Source organism: Mangrovimonas sp. TPBH4 (assembly GCF_001280505.1).
In the GTDB taxonomy this organism is placed as follows: Bacteria; Bacteroidota; Bacteroidia; order Flavobacteriales; family Flavobacteriaceae; genus Mangrovimonas_A.
The window spans coordinates 303,154-324,790 of record NZ_LBIO01000037.1; the positions used below are offsets into that span (position 1 = coordinate 303,154).

A 21,637-nucleotide genomic window follows, 5' to 3' on the forward strand; every position below is an offset into this window, starting at 1 on the left:
AAATTAAATTCTGTAACTTTAAATGTTAATAATGAGCAGTTTAACTTTTAAAATCGAGGCACTTATGGACACAGCATTACGATTTGGAATTATAAGAAGCATATGGATGTTCAGTATGTTACTTTTGGCAATTCCTACTTTGGCCCAAGAAACTGAGGAAACTATGGAAGTTGAGGTTGAAATGGAGCTAGAGGAAGAGGAGGAATTTCGCCGTAACAAATTGGCATTTTATGCAGGCTATTCTTGGATTCCTGAAGGACGGGATATTGATACCGGAGAAAAGGAAGTCATCATAGCGCCAACCTTTGGGTTTTCCTATGAGTATTGGATTTCTGAGCGATGGGCTATTGGTACTTATAATGATGTGGAAATTGTGAATTTACATGTTGAAAATAGTGAAGGAGACTTCCTAGAGCGTGAAAATGCTACCGTATTATCTTTGGCTGGTACTTGGGAAGCCTTGCCTAGATTGACGGTGTCTTTGGGAGGTGGTTTAGAAACCGATGCCCATGAAACCTTGGGGATTGTCCGTTTAGGTTCGGAGTTTATACTTTTGGAAAAACATAATTGGGAACTCTCGGTAGGTTTCAATTATATATACAAAGATGTGTATGATATTTTTGGTCTGGGGTTTGTATACGGTTTGAAATTCTGACAGCGTTGTTGTTCAATATATTCGTCTAAAAAATAGGTTGAATTATGAGCTTTAGTATATCTCGCTTTAGCTTCTGAAAATGCTGCGAGACCACAAATTCACGAATGTAATACTATTAAAAGATATAAATATTTGTGTATTCGTGGCGAAATTAAGCCAATGAAACGGCTTTGAGTCTAAGGTCAAACTTTTAAGTACATAGCGGTTTTATTAGAAAGAAACCTCCCATTGAACTCTAAATCGCCATTTTTTATCAATTTGTTGGTCAAATCGTTCGTAGTCAAAATGACTGACTTCTGCCGTTAACTTGTTTTTATGACCTCTGAAGAACCAATTGAGGGCCCAAGAGAACTCATCCTGATGATCTTGATCCAATACCGAATCTGGGTGATATGTAGAATACCGTGTCGCTATCTCTAGTGGTTTTGGCCACCATGAAATACTCCCTTGGGGAAAATATCCTGCCTGAACATAGAACCCACTCAAAAGTCTATTGGGTTCATCGTTGTACATATCTTTAATTTTTTTGTGGTGCCATTCACTTTGCCATGTAAAACCCTTGTAGACAAAGGCAGTCTCTATATTGTATTGTTCCACTCTATATTGGCCGTTTTCAGCATCTTCAAAACCGGGGAGCTCTCCTCCTCCAGAAGAGGAAAATCGGGTGTAGGGGCTTCTATTGGTAACACCGGCAATGGCTATGATGGCCGCAGGTTTGGTATGGAAGTCCAAATCACTACTTTTAAAGCCCATATCTTCACCCAGCGGATTCCATTGCAATCTTCCAAAGTACATGAAATGTGCATCATCATTGGTACTGTGTCCTCTTCCTGTACCGGTAAGCACTGCTACCCAATAACTGAAATCCAAAAGTGATTTTCCATCCAAGCGCCCATAGAGTTCAACTCCTTGTTGACGATCTACCGTAAAGGGGCGGTTAATGATGGAGCGGTCTACCAATTGTTGTTCACCACTACTAATGCGTCGTTCACGAGAATATTCTAATTTCCATTGCCCAAACTTCAAACTAAGCCATTTCCACTTTTCAACCATGACCCTAAAGTCTAAAAGGTTGGAGTTTACCATGTCGTATTCCCAATAATATTTTAACCAAGTTCTGTAGGCATTACCACCCACTTTTAATCTAGCACGATTAATTTTAAATAGGTGTGTACCTTCTTCATCATAATCATCAAAGGTGATGGGGTCTTGGTCGTCTGGTGTCGCAAATCTGAACTGTAATCTGCTTTGTATTTGTAGCTTGTAGAGGTCGTCGCTGGATTTCAATTCAAATCCTTTACTGCTGTACCCGATGTTCCATTTGGGGAGGGAATCTTCGGCTTTTTCTTCTTGTGCATAGGTGTTGGAGTGATTGAAGAGAAGACATAGAATTATGAAGAGGTGGATATAACCATATTGTTCCACTTGTTGGCTTAATTTTATGATTAGGTAGCTCTTCATTATTCTTTTAGCTTTCATTTTTATATTAGAAATTAGCTGACTTGCTAAAACGCATAATTGACCGTAAAGGTTGGTCCGTTATAGCCCCATTTAAAATAGCCATCCAAATGTTTTCGGGTGGTCTCCACCTTGATGTCCAAACTTGTAAAACCAGCTTTCAGGCTCAATCCCTTGTATAGTTGGTAGGCCAATGTAGCATTGGAACTGAAAATGCGGCCCTTGATATTATCAATGGTCAGTCCTAGATAATTAATATTGGTATATAATGAAAAGCGTTGGGACAACAGGATGTCAAACCAAACCCCAATATCGGGGACGGGTGCAATAAAATCAAAACTGTCATTGAGTTCAGCTTCTACATTTCCAGAATCTGCTTTAATACCCACATCGGTAAACAATACATGGGCACCAATCAAGGCGCCAATCTCATATTTGGGTTTTGCAAAGATGGTATAGCTGTAATAGAGCCTGTAGATATTCATGTTGAAATAGGCTTCCAAATTGGCATCTACGGGGTATACGTTGTCACCAAATTCTATTTCTTCTTCTAGGGTATAGGTCGATTTTCTGTTTAAATAGAAAAAATCCAAGGCCAGGCGTGAGCGTCTGGAAATACGCCATTCGGCATTTGCAAAAAAGGAAAAGGTGGTTTTCTCAAAACCGAGGTCGTCTTCCAAATTAATAGTAGTTCCAAAGTCATCGAAATTGGTGCTGCCAACCCTAACTTCGGTATCGTTCCATGGAAAAAACAGGCCAGCCGAAATCTTGAATCGTTTCAGTCTCCAATCTGGATATGCAACACTTTGGTCTGTGTATAACGCTTGTTCAGGCGCATCGACGGTACTGTCCAGACCCATCAAATCTGGTTCCTCTTGCGCATATAAAGACCCAAACATTAAGAAAATGACAAGATATGTAAGGGTCTGTTTCATTAGGATTTTGAATTATTTGGGAAACAGTAAAATGACATTTAGTCTAAAACCAAAACTAGGATTCAATGGATTATTACCGTAGTAAACTTTTGGTCCTCCACCTAGTTGCACTGTTTGCTTGGATATTTGTATCACTTTGGCATAATAGACGCCTATAAACCCACCAAAGATTTTGTTGTGCCAGCTCTGGGTGTTTTCGGAGGCTATGGTATAGGAAGCTCCGTTGGGCGTAGCATAGGTGAAAAATGGCTGAAAAAAAGAGGCGCTAACGTCATCTCCCTTTCCTGCGTAGGACCACATATGGTTGACTAGGGCACCATAGGTAAGCTGTCCGTTTAATTTTAACACTACGGCACTGGGGCCAACAGCCCAAGTATTGAGTCCGAAAGCATCTTCCATGGCAGTATTCAACAGAAAAATAGGGCCAGCTCCCCAAATAAGACCTCCTTTGGTTGGGGCCTTGGGAGAAAAGAAAAAGCTTTGCGCAATGTCGCCAACCCCGTGGGCTGAGCTCCCGTCATAAAACACATCTGTTTGTGTAATAAAGGGCACGATGGTTCTACTAATCAGGTTCCAATCTTCATTTAAAGTGAATGGCAGTACGGGTTGAATGTTCAAATTGTAACGAAAGCCCTCATTGGGGCCCACATTGAATTCGAAATTATTTTGAAAAGGCACGCTAATAAGATTAGCAACGGGATTGGCCAATTGTTTGGCCAAATCTTCAGCTGAAGGGCCGCCTGTAGAAACGGGTGCTTCGGCTTCCTGTGCATTGACACTTATTGACAATAACAATAGTATGAGATATCCTATTTTATAAAACTGCTTCATAAAGTTTAGTGTTTTTGGCCTTGAAGGCAACCTCCGTGTATTTTGGAGGTTGCCTCATGGCCATTTGTTTTAGCATTGTTTTTATTAACTAAGAACTAATCACGTCCTTTCTTGACGACATTATCCATTACAGAAGACATATCAAAACTCTTACCACCCTGAACAGGAGGGTAGTCTATCAAGGTTTTGATATGGGCGTTCATCTGCTCTCCCATGGGAGCCATCAACCAAGAAACCTTTTGCATAAGGTGTCCATAGGCATCTTCGGTATCATAGCTTTCAAAGGGGTCCATCCTTAAATTGAAAATTAAAGGGGCCGTTCTCGCTTCGGCAGTTCCATAGTAAGTTTCCTTATAGATGAAGTGGAATTTCCAAGGGCCCATCCGCACGGCATTAAGCTTGCTTTCGTAGTAATAGTAGAACATGTCCCTAGCCGATTTTTCACTTTGGCCTTTCCAGTACGGCAGGTTGTTAACCCCATCGATGTATTGTTTTTTCTCTTTCATCAAACGTTCGGCAGCATTTGGAACTCCAGCAGCAGCAGCCAAGGAGGTGAACATATCCATATGGGCTTGGATCCCATTTTTAACCTGTCCAGGTTGTAGGACGCCAGGCCACATAATCATACTGGGTACTCTTACACCACCTTCGGTGGTTCCCATTTTTTCGCCGCGGAACGGGGTAGTCCCTCCATGTGGCCATGAATTGTGCTCTGGACCGTTATCGGTAGAATACCAAATAATGGTGTTTTGATCCATGCCATTAGCTTTTAAGAAGTCTAAAACCAAACCTACATCATGGTCGTGTTGTAACATTCCACTACCATATAAATCGGCTTCGGAAGTATAGTTTTCAGCCGCATAGCGCCATTCGTCATTTAAACGGGTATAGAGGTGCATTCTGGAAGTGTTCAGCCACACAAAAAATGGTTTGCCATCGGCTTTGGCACGTTTCATAAAATCTTCAGCCTTAGGAATCACTTCCCCAGCATCAAAATTCTTCATGCGCTCTTGGGTTAATGGTCCGGTATCTGTAATACGTTGTTTGCCAACTTTACCAAAACGAGGATCATCTGTATTGTCCATTTTATCGGTAGCCCAAGAATGAATTACCCCACGGGTTCCAAATTTCTTTTCATAGTCTTCCAAATTACCAGAATAGGCTTTGGCGAAGTTTTGGTAATCGCGCTGTTCAGATTCTTCTTGAGTATTCAAGTGATACAGGTTGCCATAAAATTCATCAAAGCCATGGGCTGTTGGCAAGTGTTCGTTACGGTCGCCTAAGTGGTTTTTACCAAAGTGTCCCGTTGCGTAACCTTCGGCTTTCAATACTTCTGCCAAACAAGGAGAAGCTGCTTGAAGTCCAAGGACATCACCAGGTTGACCTACGGTAGTCATTCCACTTCGTATAGGATATTGTCCAGTGATAAAGGACGCTCTACCGGCCGTACAGCTAGGCTGTGCATAGTGGTCGGTAAACTTAATCCCTTCATTTCCAATTTTGTCAATGTTGGGCGTGGTGTAGCCCATGGTGCCCATACCATAGGCACTTACGTTTTGCCAACCCACATCATCTCCCCATATTACTAAAATATTTGGCTTTTGTTGACTCCATACCAATACCGGCAGTAATAGCAGTATTGGGAGAATGGTCTTCTTGCGAAAAAAAATGCTCATATTTCTGGTTTTTAAATTATTAATGTCGATTTTATATTTTTTTTACATCTGGGATATCATAATTTTCATCTAAAACAATCTGTTGCGGTTGGTATAACCTCAGAATGATATAGAAAGGCCCTTTATTAGCAGGGATCCAATTGTCTGTGTTTTCGGGTTGTTGGTTCGAAATTGTAATATCGAAAGAGCCGTCGGCATTTTTTTTGAATCCCTCGATGTCCGGACTCATTTTGTAACGATTTAATGGGTTGTCTACAAACATTTTAGTTTTGGCGTTCCAAAGCGTAAGGGACCAAAAGGCATCTACAGGAGGTTCTTCTTTAAAATGAATTTTATAGGTGTTATTTCCATCTAGGGTGTTTCCTTCAGAGTCCGTATATCGAACAGGATATAGGGCTTCTTCGGCCCCGTTTCCTCCTAAATAGGGACCTGCAATCATAGAACGTAAGGTGTAATCCCAACCAAAGTCGCTCAGTTTGGTAACAAAATTCCAACCGTTTTTCACATAAGAACTTGTTTTTATAGATGCCATAATAGAAAGTGGGGCCTGCAGGGTTGCATCATAGAGTGCCTTTTTTTGAATGTCATTAAGCACACTTTCGTCAAATTTTCCAGGAGATAGGCCTATGGACTCAAATTGTCCTACCAGTGCTTTGTCCACATCTATAACTGGATTTTGAGTCATTGCCCATGCTAGTTGTTTGTAAAAGGCTAAAGGATCTGTTTTAGGATACGTAGGCATTTTGGGTAAGTTAGTTGTTTTATTTGGGCTTGTACCTCCTTTAAACTCATTGAGAGTTTGTAGTTTAAAATCCTTTTGGAGCGCTATTACGGGAGCTGTATCTTCTCCTTGTTCTATGCGTAATCGTCCCCATAACCATACTTTTGGAGTTTTTACATGGATAGTTTTATTAATGCTTGTAGGTAGTGTTCCTTCCCAACCAGGAGGAACAATTGCATAATTTCCAGCTTTGGTTCCGGTTTCTCTTCTTCCAATATAAGCCGATAAATTTTGGTACATATCAAACACATTGATCACATAATAACGATCATGTGTGTCCGGTACAGAAACAACATAGGGTTCAGTTAAATCTACTACGGCACTCATATAGTATGTATCTCTGTTGGCGGAGGGCATATCGGTATCTTTTGCCGTAGGCAATTCAGTGGCCCACCCCATTTGGTTTAGGGGGGCTCTGTAACTGGTAGCGGGTTTTGGATTAGGTACGTTAACGTATTCTCTCATTATAGATTCCATACGTACTAGGGCATAGCCCCATTCGTATGCCAAAATTGCTTTGGCATTGGCACCATAGTAGTCGCCTAGTTTCTGGTTTTCATCGGTACTAGGGATATCTACAACAGGATTATCCATTTTAGCAACTTTGGCTAAAGCGTTCTCGGTAGCTTTAGTTGAACTTGCAGTTCCTTGACTCCATCCTAATAGCGGCATTACGAGCAGCATTGAGAGTATGGTCCTTTTTTTTGAAAAATTGCTCATAATTCCCTGGTTTATATATTACTAATTAATTTAATAGCCATTTTTGATTGATGATGTTTGGTTATTGATATCTTGGATAAATCACTTTCCAGTCCTTTTTCATGTCCACTAAGGTCCAGCCACGTTTGGTAGCTTCATCCAATCCTTTGTCCAAACCACCAATATGTGATCCTCTGTCGTAGGCCCATTCGCGCTCGGCATCGGTGTGGTGTACATAGAGCATAAAACTGTTCAGTTTGTTGGAGGCTGTCCATTGCAGCATTTGCAAATCCCCATCGGAATTCCCTGCGGCAAACACCGGTTTTTTTCCTATGATTTTTTGAATGTTCAGAGGTTTCCCTTCTTTGTCATCAATAAAGTCCATCTCGGGTAAGACTTTAATAGATGGTTTATTGCCGTCATTAGTCCACTCGGTCTTAAATCGAGTACCTATAATTTGTTCTTCTGGAATACCATAAATGCTGGGTAAAAAGGCTCTCATAAAGTTGACACCGCCACCCGAAACGATGTAGGTTTTAAACTGGTTGGCTCTTAAATAGTGCAACAATTCGAGCATGGGTTGAAACACCATATCGGTGTAGGGCACATTTTTGGTAGGATGTTTGGCAGTGCTTGCCCATGACTTTACCACAGCATCAAATTCTTCAACGGTCATGCCTGTATGCGTGGTCGCAACTATTTGTAAAATGCCCTTCATGCCACTTTGTTTTAGGGCTTCCATATCATTTTCCAAAACAGCTTTATAAGGTTGTTGGGTTTTCCATTCAGGATGGTCCTTCGCCATGGCTTTTACACGATCTATGGCAAAAAACAATTGAAAATAGGCAGGTTGCTCACTCCATAGGGTGCCGTCATTGTCGAAAGTGGCAATGCGATCTTCCACAGGAATAAACTGGGAGCTTTTGCTATTGGTGGCATTGCTAACAAATGCTATGATAGCCTTTTTAGAGGCTCCGTCATTCCAAGAGGGTAGCGGGTCTTTTTGAGCAACGGTTTCGGCATTGGAAAGAGCTGTTGTAACGTCTGCTGTGAATGCTGTAATTACAAAGAAACATAAGGCTAATGGAAGGATTTTAAAAAGGTGCATAACATGATTGTTTTTAAGGTGAAAAGGAACTGGAATACTGTTCGTTTTTCAAGCTCCAAGTTGTTTTGCTTATATGTTATCTAGTTTTTGCTAGTGGGAGTTAATTTTCTAAGCTCTTCATCAATATCGAACTCCATACTTTTCATTCGAGGCGGGTATTCTTTTAGAGACTCCATAAACTCACTTATTTTTCCAAAAGCAGGGGCATAAGTCCATGCTCGATCTTCCAACCATTCATTATAGCCTCGAGAATCAATGAAGCGTTCAAAGGGGTCTAATTTTAAGTTCACAACAATAGGGGTAACCATATCTTGTTGTACACCATTAAACCATTTGTCTTGTTTTTTGAATAAAAATTTGTAGTCTCCATAGCGGACTCCATGAAGCGTGGTTTCTGTGAAATAAAAGAACTCTTTCCGCTTGGATGGGCCCGTGTTTGTAATTAGGGCTGTTTGGTCATAGCCGTCCAAATGAATTTTTTCGTAGCTTCTGTTTCCTGCTTTGTAACTTTTAAGCATGTTGTCTTTAAGGTTAGGTTCTCCCAATTGCGACATGATTGTTGGCACCCAATCCTCCATAGTCATAAATTCACCAGTAGTGGTACCAGGGGGAATGACGCCTGGCCATTTTACCATCACGGGAACTTTAAAACCGCCTTCATAACCACCTACACCTTTTTCTCCACGAAACGGATGGTTACCACCATCAGGCCAAACATAGCTATAGGCCCCGTTATCTGTAGAGAACATTACAATGGTGTTGTCATCAACATTCAATTCTTCCAATAAGCTGAGAAGTTCTCCAACAATGTCGTCCATTTCCTTTACGCCATCAGCGTACAATCCATAGCCGGTAACACCATCGTATTTTTCAGAAAGGTGGGTATGCATGTGCATACGGGTTAGGTTATGCCAAACAAAAAATGGCTTGTCTGCTTTTACTGCATCTGTGATAAAGCGTTTGGATTCTTTTAAAATTTCCCAATCCAATGTTTTTTGACGCTCTGCTCCAAATTCGCCTTTGTCTTCTATTTTTTGGCTGCCGTTTGATTGCGCCCAGGAATGAATAACCCCGCGTTGCGCAAATTGTTTAGCGACTTCCGGGTCTTTTGGGAAGTCGTAAAGTTCGGTGTATTCCCCGGCGTTTAAATGGTATAGAATACCAAAGAATTCATCAAAACCATGATTGGTAGGTAAATGGTCGTCACGATCTCCTAAATGATTTTTACCAAATTGTCCCGTAGCATAACCCATTGGTTTTAGTAACGTGGCTAATGTTGGGTCTTTGGTACTCATACCTTGAGGAGCTCCTGGCAGACCTACTGTGGCTAATCCTACACGAATGGGATATTGTCCGGTAATAAAAGCTGCTCGCCCGGCGGTACAGGAAGGTTGTGCATAATGGTCCATAAACAGCATCCCTTCATTGGCAATTTTATCAATATTAGGTGTAGACCCTCCCATCATACCGCGATGGTAGGCGCTAAGATTCCACATTCCCACATCATCTCCCCAAATAATCAAAATGTTGGGTTTGTCTTGTGCTATGGTTAATAAGGGCAGTAGCAATAGTATGCCTAGCATCTTTAAAAAGTATGCAGTGTGCTTCATAATAAAATGTATTTAATGGTATTATAATTGGACTTTAGAAGTTTTTTAATTGTAGAACTAGCATGGTTTTGTAGGGTGTCAAAACCATTTGTAAATAGCATTTGTAACAATTGGGAGGGCTGTTTAATCTGGGTAATTACCGCATAAGGAGAAACCAACCAAGGGTGGTTGGGGTGGGATCCCAAAACTGAAAAACCGCTTGGGAACGATTGATAAGAAAGCTCTCTCAACATCTATGCACTTATTTGTTGTTGGCACCACAGATAAGGTCTTGCCTTTATCTATGGGTAAAGTGTTAAAGTTAGGGGTATTTGATTCGCTATCAATCAGTTACTAATGTACGAATTCTACGTTTAAAAAGGAATACTTCTGTAGTTATTTTTGAAAATGTAGATTTTGTAGCTGAGGTGTATTTATTTTGAAACAAGGTCCTTATGGAGTAGTTTGGAATGTGATGGGGAAAGGTGAGATTCAAATCAATATGGAAGGACAATGTCTTGTCAAACCAGTGGGCTATTTCAGCCGTTCCAATCGTCCTTTACGCTTTACAATGTTTTTATAATCCCATTGAATGCGTTTGGAGGTTTCCAACCAGCGTTTTAAAGCTTCAATATCGATGTCGTTTATGGCATTGTAAAAAATGGAGGCGTCTTTAAATTTGCCACCTAGAATGTTTAAATCGGGTTCTTCAAAATCTGCACCACTCCAAAACATCAGACGCAATCCCTTCTTTTGTTTGCTGTAACCTACAATGGGGTTGCCTTCCAAAAACCAAACAGGGTGTCCATGCCATAGTTTGCTTTCGGCTTCTGGCAATTGCGTATCAATAATGGTTGCCAATACATCACAGATGGCTTGGTCTGTTTCGCTTTGCTGTGCATTATAGTTTTGAATGTCTTTATGTGGCATGGCTTCGCAAGTTGAAATTTATATAAAAAGAATCATCAGGTTGCCTAGTTTTTCGAAAGCTATTGAGAAACATTGTATCGAATCCAAAAGGCTTCATTTCCCTCTATTCTCGATACCACATGTTTTCAAAATGTCACTTGAATTGAAGGTTTTGGGCTTTGGTTTATTGTATGGATTAGCATTCTTAAAGATACCAAATTTTCTTCCTTAAGAAATATTCTGTTCTATTTGGTCGCCAAGTTTTTTCAGCCCTCGAATGCTGGCATAGCGTATTTTTTCCTTGTGCAACAACCAACCGCCAAGGGCTCCCAAACCACTACCGATTAGGATTTCCCAAAAGCGAAGGGCAATAAGCGCATTGGGATCGTTGATGATGGGGTTGGCAGCTTCCGATAGAAAGATGGCCAAAGGCGTAATGAAAATCACGGCCATGGCATAATTTCTAATGATGAGCAACTCCACAATCAATTGTAACACTATGATGAACAGGCAAAGCATTAAAGGGGTGTTGGCTATCTGGAGCAACAGCCAACAAAGGCACAAACCTAAAAAAGTGCCCAAAATACGTTGGAATGTGCGCTGCCAAATATGATAAAGGGAGGCGCCTTGCATCACGGCCCCACAGGAAATGGGAATCCAATACGGGTTTTCAAGGTTTAGCCAATAACCGATGGCCAGGGAAATGGCCATGATGACACCGGTGATGATGGCTTCCCAAAAATCGGCATAGGGGTTCTTTTTTAGCAGGGGTATTGGATCATTCTGTGGTGCTATTTTTTGGGTGGCCGATAACCATAAAATATAGGCCAAACCCAAGGTGCAGGAAAACATGGTGCCCAAACCAACCAGGCCAACCTTGGTAGGAATGGTACTTAAATTGAAGGGCTGGCAAATGGAAATGGAAAGGATCATGATAAAAAAGAAACTCCTAGGTGGAGCGGTTTTATAGTAGAGAATGATCCAATGCACGATAAGAGAGTACAGTCCAAATACAATTACCGAAACCGTGGGGGAAAAACTAAAAAACTGCCCCAAAGCAAAGGATACCATAAAGCCAAATGAACTTACCAACAGGGTGGTAATTCTATTGGTAAACGATCCGGAACTGGGAAGGTAAAGGATGACCAAGCCGCTTAAACAGGCAATAAGGGCATAGCGAAGGTTGTCAACATACAAGCCCACCAATAAAGGAAACCCAACACAAAGTGCTGTTAACATTGGGGTGTGCCAAGTTCTTGTGGAATCCTTTAGGGTTACCAATTGGCTAAGTTCCTTCTGTATGGTGTTTTTTAATGCCATTATGTTTTGAGCTTCTAAAAGGATGCGAAAAATATGGCACAAAGATAGCAAAAGTGGAGGCGTTTCACTTTTGTGATTCCTAAGGATAAAGGGAAAAATAACCCTATTCTATACGTTTGCCTTGAGTAGTGAAAGAAATGCCTTGTTGTCCTGATGTGGAAATCATGACGCTTTCAAAAAGTGGTTCATGGGTGTTGGGGTTTATGAACCAATCAAAAAGGAAATTGGCGCCCGTGCCACCTTCCTGGTCCTGTTCGTCAATCACAATTTCCACGGTTTCCATTGGCGCGATGTAAATAGGTCTAGCAAAATACGTCCTGATGGCATGTCCCCTGGTGTTGAAATACTCCGCCTTATTGATAAATACCGTATCTGCAGTATTGGTGTTTCGCATGCTTACGGTGACGGTCAAGTCGTGGGTACGGTGTTCGGATTCGCTATAGATTTGGGAGTAGACAGAAAGGTAAGTGCTGCCATGTGTGAGGGAGTCGCCTAAGGGATGCTGAAGGGTTCTGTTGTTCCAATTCACGGGATGTATAGAGCTCACTTGCCCATTGTCTTGACAGCTTTGTATTGAAAAATATAAAAAAAGAAGTATGATGAACTGTTTCATGAGTAATTCAATCCTAGGAGTTTAAGATTGAAGATATTAAATTTTCAGAAACTTACAACGCTAATGCTACCTGAATATCACCTAGCAGCTTGGCCCTTGCCAATAGTCATTTCTTAATAAAAAGTACCTAAAATCCATCTTTTCCGTATTGGGGATTTGTGTTTTAATATAGAAGCGCTGTGCTTCTTGGTCCCAATCCAAAATGAGACTTCTGTATTCAATAGCATGGTAGAGATAAAAGATGAATTTTAGTTGTCTTAATTGTGCAGAAAGCTTGTCTAGACTTTGAAAGGCTTTGCTTGTATGGTTTGGGTCAATCAAAGAATTGATGAGTTCAAGATCATTTTGGTCAATGCTATCATGGGTGGATTCTGCCAAGTAATCCAAAGTTTTTTTGTCTTTAATTTTAGAAGCTAGATAGTGGATATCGTTCAAGTTTTGGCTCTTGTCACTCTCCGAGTATTTATAAGTAAGAGGTGAATTGGAGAAAAAGTTAATGCCAAAGGGAATTGGCTCCAGAGTTACTTTGGTTTCTGTTCCTTTTCTTGGGATATGGAGGTTCAAGAAAAAGATAGCCTGATCCAATGGTAATTTTTCAGTGGTCAAACTTGGTATAAAAGTATTGATTCCAAAGCCTTTTGGAAGGACTAGATCCATTGGTCTGTTAGAGTGTAGTTGCCTTTCGGAGGAGCAGCTCCAAGCTTCATTAATCAATAGGGTGTAATCCTTGTTCTGTTGTTTGTAGGCACCTGCAATATTGCTGCAGTAACACCCACAAGTTGGGTAGCTTAGGTTTAATTGGATGTAGCCATTCTTCACATCGTAGATGTTCTCTTCAAGCTCAAATACATTTAGCTTTTCAATTTCATGGGGATCCAATTCGCTAGTCAGCGCCTCATAGCAAGGGGATACACTTTCCCAAAGAAGCTCTTTTAGAGTATCGTTGGTTTGACAATACATATTTAAATGACAGAATAGAAAGCAAAATATCAATAAGGTTGGTTGGTATTTCATTGGTAGTTTGAGTTTGTAGGAATTATTTGAGTTTAAAGATAGCTTTTCTAAGTCACAATTTATTTCATGGTGTTTAAAAATTGATGTCTATGTCATTCCGACAAAAGAGGAACCCCTTTGCTTTCCAATAAATTCTTCATTGCGTTTCACTTCATGCTAAATAATAATGATCTGACTGTCTTCCGAAGCGAACTAATTTTTCCCATGATTACACTATATAGCTGCTCCATAGCATCCCCATATCAACCCTATAGTAACCTTATGGAAACCTATGGGGTATTTTGGGGTGAATTTGCAACTAAGAACCTAGATGAAATTAAGATTAATGTTATCAACTGAACAACAAAATCTATTTATTTAGAAATCTGCATCAATTTGGTTAACTTTATGAAAATCAAAAACATAAGTGGTTTTTGGTTTGGAATTAAAAGTTAAAACAATAAATAAACAGCCATTATGAAAGAAGCAAACCCTTCAGGGGTATTTCACGACATCCATGACATCCGTGTACTGGATAAGGATGTTCCGGAATTAACAGATGACAGCGTCATTATAAAAGTAGAAATGACCGGTATTTGTGGTACCGATTTACACATTTACCATGAAGGACTCGTTCCCAAAGGGTCGGTATTGGGACATGAGTTTTGTGGTGAACTGGTAGCAGTTGGTAAGGACGTAAAAGATTTAAAAGTAGGCGATAGGGTCGTGGTCAATCCTATGTACAATGGGGTTGGATTGGGGCCAAGCCCCGGTGGGTTTGCCAAATTGGTGAGAATAGATAAGGCCAAGGCCAACCATAATGTATTTGTGATTCCGGAAACCATTTCCAGTGAAAAAGGGGCTTTGGTGGAACCTTTTTGTATTGGCTTGGCGGCCATTAATAAAACACAGCTGACTGCCAAAGACAATGTTTTGGTATCTGGTTGTGGAACCATAGGCTTGGTTACTATCGCAGGACTGAAAAGTAAGGGTGTGGAAAATATCATTGCTTCGGATATTAGTGAGAAACGTTTGGAATTGGCCAAAACTTTGGGAGCCAAATACACGTTTAATCCGAAGACGGATGGCAGCCTTAAGGAGAGGGTGACTGAGCTTTTTGGAACTGTGATGGCCTTGGATTATTCTGGGGATCTTCCCAATTTAACGGCTGCTTTTGAATGTTCTGGGGTAAGTGCCCTGTTTGGTCAATGTATGGAGCTCCTAGCGCTAGACGGTAAATTGACCGTGTTGGCCATTTACAGCAAGGATATGACCATCAGTCCAAACCATGTGGTATACAAACGTCTGCAGATAAGAGGATCATTGTTTTACTCCGATGAGGATTTTTTGGAAGCTATCGATTTAATGGATAAGGGAATCGTAGATTTGACACCTATAGTGAGCCATCATTTTCCGTTGCAGGAATTACCAAAGGCTTTCGAAGTGCAGTCCGATAGCAGTCAATCTGTAAAAGTAATTGTGGATAGTATCTAACCTTTTTTCTATAGTATCGTTTAAAATAAAAATCGGTGGTTTCAATTAAGAAACCACCGATTTTTTATGGAAGCAATCGTATTATTTTTCTTCTGTGGTAACATCCACGATTTCATACATGTTTTTCCCGTCTACTTGTATGGGTTGGTAGTAGGTGTCTCCATATTGTACATAGGTAATGTCTCCTATTTTTACTTCTTCACCACCTTCCGGTAGGCCTGGTACAATAGTCCCTGCAGTGGCTGGTACTACCACATAACCGTCGGCATTTTTTTCATAAAAGGCGCCTCCGTAGTAATAATTGTTAGTGTTATTAACCGTGACGGTTTGCGCTTCTTGTGGGATGGAGGGCACTTGAGCGCCTACAGGTGCTTGAACTGCTACAAAACCTTCCTCCGTTTTTAGGTAATAGGTCCCATTGTCATAGTGGTATTCTTCGTTGTCATCACTGGCTGCGTCGATAATACTCACCACAATGGCAGTGGTGGCTAAGGTAGTCACAAAATAGCCCCAAGGATGCCAATAGCTTCCCCAATAAAAAGGACGGAAAGGATGGTAATAGTAAGGATGGTAGGAGTAATAAAAATGACCTCCGTAATGGTGGGGCGGTCTATGGTATGGCCTAGAATTATGGCGTACATAGGTATTGTGATGGTTCCTATTATTTACGTTAATATTAATATTGGTGTTGCCCCCAGGACGATTGTTGTTATTCCCTGGCCTATTATTGTTGTTCCCTGGCCTGTTATTGTTATTCCCCGGACGGTTGGCATTATTCCCAGGTCTGTTATTGTTGTTATTTCCAGGTCGGTTAGCGTTATTGTTTCCAGGTCTGTTGGTAGTATGGTTTTTTACATTGGATGTAGGTCGGTTTGTTGAGGTGTTTGGCCTATTGGTTGTGGGCCTTGTAGTAGTAGGTTTGTTGGGCGTTTTGGTAGTGGTGCTAGGTCGTGTTGAAGGTCTAGTAGTTGTGTGCCCTCCATTAATGGTAGGCTTGGATGTTGTTGGTCGCGTGGAGCGATTGACTTTTGGAGTCGAGGCTGGGCGACTGCGACTAGGTGTGGTTCTTGCCATAGACCGTCCTCCTCCTGCAGGGCGATGGCTGAGACGTTGTGACAATACAGTGGTTGGCAAGCTTAGTGCTATTAGCATAACCAAGGCACTTAAATAAGATTTTATTTTGGGAGATATTGATATAGATGGTTTCATAATAATAGAAATGTGAGGTTATAATTTGGACATGACACTAATAAGTTTGGAATTGGCCGGAGCTGTAAAAACAAAGGTTTCATCGGGAATGACAGGGCTGAGGTTCCAATTGCTAAACACACTTTCGTATTGGCGGTTATGCTCATCTTTATGGGTGATTAAAAAGCGTTTGGGCATATTGGGGGCATCTTTAGAGACCCAAATTTCAACCTGCATTTTGTCATTGTCCGCAATAACATGGTCACAGTTCTCTCCATCGATCTTGGCACTGCCTTTATATTTAACAGATTGGAATTCGTCTAAAATATCGTCTACAAAATGAGGGTAGAAGAAGTCTGCACCTGGAAATTCGAAGTCGAAGCGTTTGTGCATGGCATCGATCATTTCCAATGTGGTATTGGGCGTCTCCAAGGTGATATAATTGTTTTCGTCGTAGGAGTAGTAGGTAAGGAAAGAACCATCGTACCAATAGCCTTTATGCCCTGTGTCTCCTTGCATTAGTATGAGTAATTTGTCCGGTCCCGAAAACTTTACATCACTGGTGCGGTGATATTTGACGAGCTTGTTTTTGGCGTTAAGGCTGTCTATAGCGTTTTTTACATGGACACTGCATGAGGTCAATTCACTAATAACATCCGTCATTTGGTCTAAAACGCGGACGGCTTCAGCGTCAATGTCCTTGGCTGATTGGGCATGTCCGTGCAGTGGAAGGATAACAAGCGTTAATGCTAATAGAAGTATGTTTTTCATAATTGGAAGTTTACAATTGAAAAATAGTCGAGTAGGCCTAGAAGAGGGGCAAAGTCTTTGAAGGACTTTAGAATTTTAAAGTTACTTAAAAAATGTGAATTACAACAAGATGTTTTGTGTGTAAATTCTTGATAATTAAATATATAAAGTTTTTTGTTGCTTTGTTTGGGTGAGCTGTTTAAAAAGCCTCTGTAAAATTAAAGTACAAGCCAGAAGATTCCCTTCCGATTCCAAAATCTATCCTGACATTCATGCGAGGTTGCACCTCAAAACGATAGCCAATTCCAAAGTTGGGGATCCACTCTTCAATACTGTCGGGGTTATAGGCTATGGTGCCAGAGCCCAACCATGTCACCATCCCGTGTTTGCTCATGTTTCCATCCTGTTTTAAAAACATATGCCGCCATTCTGTTAGAAAATAAAGCCCCGTACGGTCTCTGTAATGACCTTCAATATAGCCTCGCAAGCCATCACCGCCTCCTAGTTTGGTGAGTTCTTCATAAGGGATGTCCCCACTTCCAAACCGGCCATATAGTTTTAGGGCAATGGTGTTACCCGGTCGGTGGATTTGGTGGTAGGTCCTAAAGTCGAGTTCGTAAATGTTGTACTTGTTGTCACCGCCCAAATAATCTCCGTAGAAGCCGGCTGCAAAATTGAAGAAGTAGCCTTTATATGGATTTACGATGATGTCTCTACTGTCGTAATTCACGGTAACGGTTAAACCGGAATTAAAATTATCTGGCCCAAATTGATTGTAATACGCATCTTCCGCCATGACTGGGTTGGTTTCCAAAACTTTTGTGGAGTTAAAATCGAAGCCACCACCCACATACAGGTGTTTTATGGGTTGGTACATAATAAGCGGTTTGACAATGAACTTCTGCCGTTTGAAGGCCGTGGTGGAATCGCCCTCTTCCAATTGTTTGATAGACGAAAATCCAACTCCAAAATAATTGTCGTTGGCTACCGAAAATTTCGCCAATATATTTACTCGAAGCTTATCTTCCAGCCAAAAGGTTCTAAGGTTGGAGTTAAAGCCATAGTTCCCTTTGGTACTAATAAACCCCATAAAAGGCACCGAAGAACGTTGTATCAGGCTGTCCTTTCGATTGGTTTTAAAGGTATAGATCATACCTGCTCCCACCAACAGGCCATTTTCAGGAGTATAACCGGGACCTGCAATAATGCTCATAAAGGGACGGCCCTCAGCAATGGCACTGTCTTTTTTCTGTTCCCTTTTTTCCATGTAGCGTTTAATGCCTTTTGGTTGGCCTTGTGCAGTCATTACAAGTAGGATGGCAAGAAGGGCGAAAAGAAATTTTGTGTGCATAGCGTTACATTTTAAAATCCAAAGCTGTGGTTAAGTCATAATTGGGCGCATTATTGTAGGAGTTCTTTATAAGATCTTTTTTTTATGCCGAAGCGGTATTGGAGCCCGGTCATTAAAAATCGTTGGGAATCGGCCACTCCATATTCTCCACGAAGCATCCAATGTTTATTCAGTTGAAAATTGAAGCCAAATTGGAAGGTGATGGACTGAATCAGTTCTTTCCTGATGAAATAATTAAAACTCGTAGTAAACACGCCACTATCGTTAACTCTCTCCTGAATGGTGTTAAGTGCTTGGTTTTGGGCTTGCAATTTTAATTTTTGGGCAGGAGGGGTTGTAGGGTTGTCTATTAGTTCCTGGTTAGCGGCAATTTTATTGGTGATTCTTTCATTGAAAGTGGCATCCAAGTCTGGGAAAACCTCATGAAGGTTTATTTGCCCACTGCTACCATCGGATCCCACAAAGTCACGGTACATCATTCCCAAGTATGGGGCTATGAACATGTCTTTTTTTCGATGGCTCAGCCTGAAGGAATGGCCCAAACGGGCAGACAGGGTTAAATAGCCAATTTGTTCTTTTAGTAAATCGGTATCGGTACGGGAATAATTTAAATCGATACTGGAGAAATACCTATTCCACCCAAAAACCAAGGTGGTCCCTACACCATAGGCTAGGGCATCAAATTTTACTTCCGATGAAAACTGGGGGAGTTGCAGCATGATTTCTCCCGTGCTGTCTTTCCAAGTGGGCTGTAAACTCACATTAGTGCCTCCTTTTACCGTAGAAAATAGGGCGTAAATGTTTAAAAAGGGCAATACCCAAGCATCGGCTCTAAAGTTGACGCCATTGGTGGTACCACTTACTTCCTGGAAATTCAAGGTTTCTGTATTGATGATTCCTGTCAAGTCTGTATTGTTGCCAAGCAATAACTCAAATTCTGTAATTTCCAGATCAACGAAGGCATTTACGTAATTAATATTAAGACCAAAAGGTAGCTGCATTTGGTCCGCGAAGCCTCGTTCTTGAACCTTTTGGCCCCAAGCGGGCAATACGTAGGGGTAGGTGTTGGCAATAATGCTATCTTTTGTTGTTGGATCTGTATAGATTTCTTGGGACTTACATTTAAAAGAGCCACTAAGCAGTATAACTATACCTATTAATAAGCTTTGAAGACAGAAACTTTTATTGTTGGGTGAAATTTTGAGGGTCATGGAATTTTAATATTTACTAGTTAATAGGTTAAGGTGTAGTTGTGGACGAAACAGAAGGCAATAGTTTGTTGAAATCTGGAAATTTACCAAAATCATGCAGGGCGTTCATGGCTTGCTTCATAGTAATGGGGAAGTATTCGCATTCAGATTTCAATACATATCTAATTTGTCCCGCATCCATTTTTGGGGCATCGGGTAAATACAGAGCCAAATAATTGGGGTGTGTATCGTCTGTAATAAATGCAATAGTATAATGGTGGTCTTCTTTTAATAAAATAGCTTGCCATAGGTCTGAGTTTTCTAGTTGGGAGTCATCCAAAAGGCGGTATTTAAGCATTTGAAACGAGGGGAAATGAAAGAAGAGGCGCTGCTCTGTTTGTGGGCTCCATTTCGTTACAAAGCCCTTTTGTAAAAACAATCCCACGGCAGCACAAATAAGAAATAGCAACACAATGCTCATTAGGGTCACTGACGCAGTCCCAAATACCGAATGAAGATCAAAAATATTGGATAGTGTTTTTGCTAAAGGCAAAATAAGTTTCAAGGCCTTTCCAAATAACATGATCACAATTAGGGCAGGAACCATAAAAAACAAACCTCCAATAAGGACACTTCGTGAAGATTTTTTGATAAATGACATTGTATTGATTCTTAAGGTGATACATAAATGTACGAAAAGATTTATTAACCCTAAAGAATTGTATGTCAGTAATTACGCTGTAAAATTGGAGGGTGTTGGTTTACCTCACAAAAAGCCTGTTTTTATTGAGATTTACGAACAGATAAAAAATTACCACTCATTTATTTTGTTGGAGTCCAGTTTAATGAAAATGAATAACAGGATTGTAAAGCCCCATAGACCGGAACCACCGTAACTAAAAAATGGCAAGGGAATCCCAACCGTAGGAATCAGTCCCATAACCATTCCTGTGTTTATGGTGAAATGCACAAATAAAATGGAAGCTACACAATAACCATACACCCTACTAAATTGACTTTTTTGGGTTTCGGCAAGGTAGAGGACTCTCATTATGAGAGCCACAAATAGAACAACCACCATGGTAGTTCCTAAAAAGCCCCATTCTTCACCAACGGTACTAAAAATGTAATCGGTGTGCTGTTCTGGAACAAATTTCCCAGTAGTTCGGGTACCCTGTAAAAAACCTTTTCCTGTCAATCCTCCAGAACTGATTGCTTTTTCAGATTCGTTGAGGTTGTAGAGGATGGTTTTTTTCATTTCCTGCAATTTATCCGGATCCTTTTCGAGACGTAACCAAAGACTGATACGATCCTTTTGGTGTGCCTTTAGGACATGGTCATAAAAATTGCGTACGGCAAAGGAGAAGCCAATACAAAGTGCCAATATGGTCAAGGGCATTAGGAATGAAACTTGCTTCTTTTTCTTAAAGAAGTAAAGTCCTAATATAATGAGTGCGGAGAATAGTGAGGTGGGCAATACACCAAATTTTAATGAAAGCACCGATAACACCATAATAATCACACCAATGATGAGGTAAATCTGTTGCAGACCTTCTCTGTAAAACACAAAGAAGAAAGAGGCGTAAACAATGGTACTTCCAGCATCGTTTTGCAGCAGAATCAATAGTGCCGGGATAAAAATGATGGCAATGGTTTTTAATTGGTCCTTGAGGAATTTCATATTGGTTTGCAAATCGCTGATATGTTTAGCGACTGCAAGTGAAGTTGCAAATTTGGCAAATTCACTGGGTTGGATGGTCATGCCTCCAATGCCATACCACGAGGTAGCGCCATTTACATTTTTTCCAAAGACAAATAGCCCTGCAAGGGAAATGAGGGACACCAAATATATAACACTGGCAAAGCGTTCGTAAAACTTGGCTTCAATAGAGAGGATAATGACAATAAGGGCCAAAGTCATCATGATAAACATTAACTGTTTGCCATAGGGTTGGTCCATATCAAAATAATTGGTAATGTCTCCCATGTGCGAAGCCGACATAATATTGATCCATCCAAATCCAACCAAAATTAAAAACAGTATAATGGTAATCCAGTCAAATCGTAATCCTATGTGTTCTCTGTGCATGCGTTAGT

21 protein-coding genes are annotated in these 21,637 nt (G+C 40.8%); 3 read left to right on the forward strand and 18 right to left on the reverse strand.

What is annotated here, in order from left to right; all coding sequences use genetic code 11:
- Window positions 1-31: 31 nt before the first annotated feature.
- Entirely contained in the window at window positions 32-655 is a 624-nt protein-coding gene (locus ZA05_RS02800) for a hypothetical protein (protein WP_157514490.1), read from the forward strand.
- Between the two features lie 210 nt (window positions 656-865).
- Here ZA05_RS02800 and ZA05_RS02805 read toward each other — a convergent pair whose 3' ends face one another.
- From ZA05_RS02805 to ZA05_RS02865, 12 genes are all read right to left on the reverse strand, one after another.
- Window positions 866-2,116: an OprO/OprP family phosphate-selective porin gene (locus ZA05_RS02805; RefSeq protein ID WP_082333651.1), complete on the reverse strand. Its 1,251-nt coding sequence runs from the start codon at window positions 2,114-2,116 to the stop codon at window positions 866-868.
- 44 nt (window positions 2,117-2,160) lie between these two features.
- Window positions 2,161-3,048: a hypothetical protein gene (locus ZA05_RS02810; protein WP_053990163.1), complete on the reverse strand. Its 888-nt coding sequence runs from the start codon at window positions 3,046-3,048 to the stop codon at window positions 2,161-2,163.
- A gap of 12 nt (window positions 3,049-3,060) precedes the next feature.
- Complete coding sequence (locus tag ZA05_RS02815) at window positions 3,061-3,879, reverse strand: hypothetical protein (RefSeq protein WP_197276036.1); 819 nt, start codon at window positions 3,877-3,879, stop codon at window positions 3,061-3,063.
- A 95-nt stretch (window positions 3,880-3,974) separates the two neighbouring features.
- Window positions 3,975-5,555 carry an arylsulfatase gene (locus tag ZA05_RS02820; RefSeq protein WP_082333643.1) on the reverse strand — a complete coding sequence of 527 codons (1,581 nt, stop codon included), beginning with the start codon at window positions 5,553-5,555 and terminating at the stop codon, window positions 3,975-3,977.
- A 31-nt stretch (window positions 5,556-5,586) separates the two neighbouring features.
- Window positions 5,587-7,056 carry a DUF1254 domain-containing protein gene (locus tag ZA05_RS02825; protein ID WP_082333642.1) on the reverse strand — a complete coding sequence of 490 codons (1,470 nt, stop codon included), beginning with the start codon at window positions 7,054-7,056 and terminating at the stop codon, window positions 5,587-5,589.
- Window positions 7,057-7,117: 61 nt separating this feature from the next.
- Window positions 7,118-8,143 (reverse strand): HAD family phosphatase, encoded by a 1,026-nt coding sequence (locus ZA05_RS02830; protein WP_053990161.1) that lies wholly within the window; start codon window positions 8,141-8,143, stop codon window positions 7,118-7,120.
- A gap of 80 nt (window positions 8,144-8,223) precedes the next feature.
- Window positions 8,224-9,753, reverse strand: a complete 1,530-nt coding sequence (locus ZA05_RS02835) for an arylsulfatase (protein ID WP_082333641.1) — start codon at window positions 9,751-9,753, stop codon at window positions 8,224-8,226.
- Window positions 9,750-9,986, reverse strand: a complete 237-nt coding sequence (locus tag ZA05_RS02840; protein WP_053990160.1) for a hypothetical protein — start codon at window positions 9,984-9,986, stop codon at window positions 9,750-9,752. Before ZA05_RS02840 ends, ZA05_RS02835 begins: the two co-directional genes overlap by 4 nt.
- Before the next feature lie 280 nt (window positions 9,987-10,266).
- Window positions 10,267-10,662: a DUF1801 domain-containing protein gene (locus ZA05_RS02845; RefSeq protein WP_053990159.1), complete on the reverse strand. Its 396-nt coding sequence runs from the start codon at window positions 10,660-10,662 to the stop codon at window positions 10,267-10,269.
- Between the two features lie 207 nt (window positions 10,663-10,869).
- Entirely contained in the window at window positions 10,870-11,961 is a 1,092-nt protein-coding gene (locus ZA05_RS02855) for an FUSC family protein (protein WP_053990157.1), read from the reverse strand.
- A gap of 103 nt (window positions 11,962-12,064) precedes the next feature.
- A complete protein-coding gene (locus ZA05_RS02860; RefSeq protein WP_369793829.1) occupies window positions 12,065-12,508 on the reverse strand; it encodes a DUF3124 domain-containing protein in 444 nt (147 codons plus the stop codon).
- Window positions 12,509-12,655: 147 nt separating this feature from the next.
- Entirely contained in the window at window positions 12,656-13,588 is a 933-nt protein-coding gene (locus ZA05_RS02865; RefSeq protein WP_197276035.1) for a hypothetical protein, read from the reverse strand.
- Between the two features lie 204 nt (window positions 13,589-13,792).
- Between ZA05_RS02865 and ZA05_RS18520 the strand changes: the two genes are divergently transcribed.
- Both ZA05_RS18520 and ZA05_RS02875 read left to right on the forward strand, forming a co-directional pair.
- The gene (locus ZA05_RS18520) at window positions 13,793-13,927 is read left to right on the forward strand and encodes a hypothetical protein (protein WP_255350049.1); all 135 of its coding nucleotides are present in this window, start codon (window positions 13,793-13,795) and stop codon (window positions 13,925-13,927) included.
- A 117-nt stretch (window positions 13,928-14,044) separates the two neighbouring features.
- Complete coding sequence (locus ZA05_RS02875; protein ID WP_053990153.1) at window positions 14,045-15,061, forward strand: zinc-binding dehydrogenase; 1,017 nt, start codon at window positions 14,045-14,047, stop codon at window positions 15,059-15,061.
- An 81-nt stretch (window positions 15,062-15,142) separates the two neighbouring features.
- Here the strand turns inward: ZA05_RS02875 and ZA05_RS17980 are convergent, their stop codons facing one another.
- The 6 genes from ZA05_RS17980 to rodA all read right to left on the reverse strand — a co-directional run bounded on the left by ZA05_RS17980 (window position 15,143) and on the right by rodA (window position 21,629).
- Window positions 15,143-16,270: a DUF6515 family protein gene (locus tag ZA05_RS17980; protein WP_082333640.1), complete on the reverse strand. Its 1,128-nt coding sequence runs from the start codon at window positions 16,268-16,270 to the stop codon at window positions 15,143-15,145.
- 18 nt (window positions 16,271-16,288) lie between these two features.
- Window positions 16,289-17,020 (reverse strand): DUF2092 domain-containing protein, encoded by a 732-nt coding sequence (locus ZA05_RS02890; protein WP_053990150.1) that lies wholly within the window; start codon window positions 17,018-17,020, stop codon window positions 16,289-16,291.
- A 178-nt stretch (window positions 17,021-17,198) separates the two neighbouring features.
- Complete coding sequence (locus ZA05_RS02895; RefSeq protein ID WP_082333639.1) at window positions 17,199-18,350, reverse strand: BamA/TamA family outer membrane protein; 1,152 nt, start codon at window positions 18,348-18,350, stop codon at window positions 17,199-17,201.
- 50 nt (window positions 18,351-18,400) lie between these two features.
- Window positions 18,401-19,561: a hypothetical protein gene (locus ZA05_RS02900; RefSeq protein ID WP_053990148.1), complete on the reverse strand. Its 1,161-nt coding sequence runs from the start codon at window positions 19,559-19,561 to the stop codon at window positions 18,401-18,403.
- A 28-nt stretch (window positions 19,562-19,589) separates the two neighbouring features.
- The gene (locus ZA05_RS02905; RefSeq protein ID WP_053990147.1) at window positions 19,590-20,201 is read right to left on the reverse strand and encodes a hypothetical protein; all 612 of its coding nucleotides are present in this window, start codon (window positions 20,199-20,201) and stop codon (window positions 19,590-19,592) included.
- Between the two features lie 150 nt (window positions 20,202-20,351).
- Entirely contained in the window at window positions 20,352-21,629 is a 1,278-nt protein-coding gene (gene rodA / locus ZA05_RS02910; RefSeq protein WP_053990146.1) for a rod shape-determining protein RodA, read from the reverse strand.
- Window positions 21,630-21,637: the final 8 nt, after the last annotated feature.

Bases quoted from the DNA above. Each gene is read 5' to 3' on its own strand.
- ZA05_RS02845 (WP_053990159.1), bottom strand. From the start codon at position 10,662: ATGCCACATAAAGACATTCAAAACTATAATGCACAGCAAAGCGAAACA.
- ZA05_RS02830 (WP_053990161.1), bottom strand. From the start codon at position 8,143: ATGCACCTTTTTAAAATCCTTCCATTAGCCTTATGTTTCTTTGTAATT.
- ZA05_RS02835 (WP_082333641.1), bottom strand. From the start codon at position 9,753: ATGAAGCACACTGCATACTTTTTAAAGATGCTAGGCATACTATTGCTA.
- ZA05_RS02820 (WP_082333643.1), bottom strand. From the start codon at position 5,555: ATGAGCATTTTTTTTCGCAAGAAGACCATTCTCCCAATACTGCTATTA.
- ZA05_RS02810 (WP_053990163.1), bottom strand. From the start codon at position 3,048: ATGAAACAGACCCTTACATATCTTGTCATTTTCTTAATGTTTGGGTCT.
- ZA05_RS02905 (WP_053990147.1), bottom strand. From the start codon at position 20,201: ATGTCATTTATCAAAAAATCTTCACGAAGTGTCCTTATTGGAGGTTTG.
- ZA05_RS02805 (WP_082333651.1), bottom strand. From the start codon at position 2,116: ATGAAGAGCTACCTAATCATAAAATTAAGCCAACAAGTGGAACAATAT.
- ZA05_RS02875 (WP_053990153.1), top strand. From the start codon at position 14,045: ATGAAAGAAGCAAACCCTTCAGGGGTATTTCACGACATCCATGACATC.
- ZA05_RS02855 (WP_053990157.1), bottom strand. From the start codon at position 11,961: ATGGCATTAAAAAACACCATACAGAAGGAACTTAGCCAATTGGTAACC.
- ZA05_RS02815 (WP_197276036.1), bottom strand. From the start codon at position 3,879: ATGAAGCAGTTTTATAAAATAGGATATCTCATACTATTGTTATTGTCA.
- ZA05_RS17980 (WP_082333640.1), bottom strand. From the start codon at position 16,270: ATGAAACCATCTATATCAATATCTCCCAAAATAAAATCTTATTTAAGT.
- ZA05_RS02865 (WP_197276035.1), bottom strand. From the start codon at position 13,588: ATGAAATACCAACCAACCTTATTGATATTTTGCTTTCTATTCTGTCAT.
- rodA (WP_053990146.1), bottom strand. From the start codon at position 21,629: ATGCACAGAGAACACATAGGATTACGATTTGACTGGATTACCATTATA.
- ZA05_RS02900 (WP_053990148.1), bottom strand. From the start codon at position 19,561: ATGACCCTCAAAATTTCACCCAACAATAAAAGTTTCTGTCTTCAAAGC.
- ZA05_RS02840 (WP_053990160.1), bottom strand. From the start codon at position 9,986: ATGTTGAGAGAGCTTTCTTATCAATCGTTCCCAAGCGGTTTTTCAGTT.
- ZA05_RS02800 (WP_157514490.1), top strand. From the start codon at position 32: ATGAGCAGTTTAACTTTTAAAATCGAGGCACTTATGGACACAGCATTA.
- ZA05_RS02825 (WP_082333642.1), bottom strand. From the start codon at position 7,056: ATGAGCAATTTTTCAAAAAAAAGGACCATACTCTCAATGCTGCTCGTA.
- ZA05_RS18520 (WP_255350049.1), top strand. From the start codon at position 13,793: ATGATTACACTATATAGCTGCTCCATAGCATCCCCATATCAACCCTAT.
- ZA05_RS02895 (WP_082333639.1), bottom strand. From the start codon at position 18,350: ATGCACACAAAATTTCTTTTCGCCCTTCTTGCCATCCTACTTGTAATG.
- ZA05_RS02890 (WP_053990150.1), bottom strand. From the start codon at position 17,020: ATGAAAAACATACTTCTATTAGCATTAACGCTTGTTATCCTTCCACTG.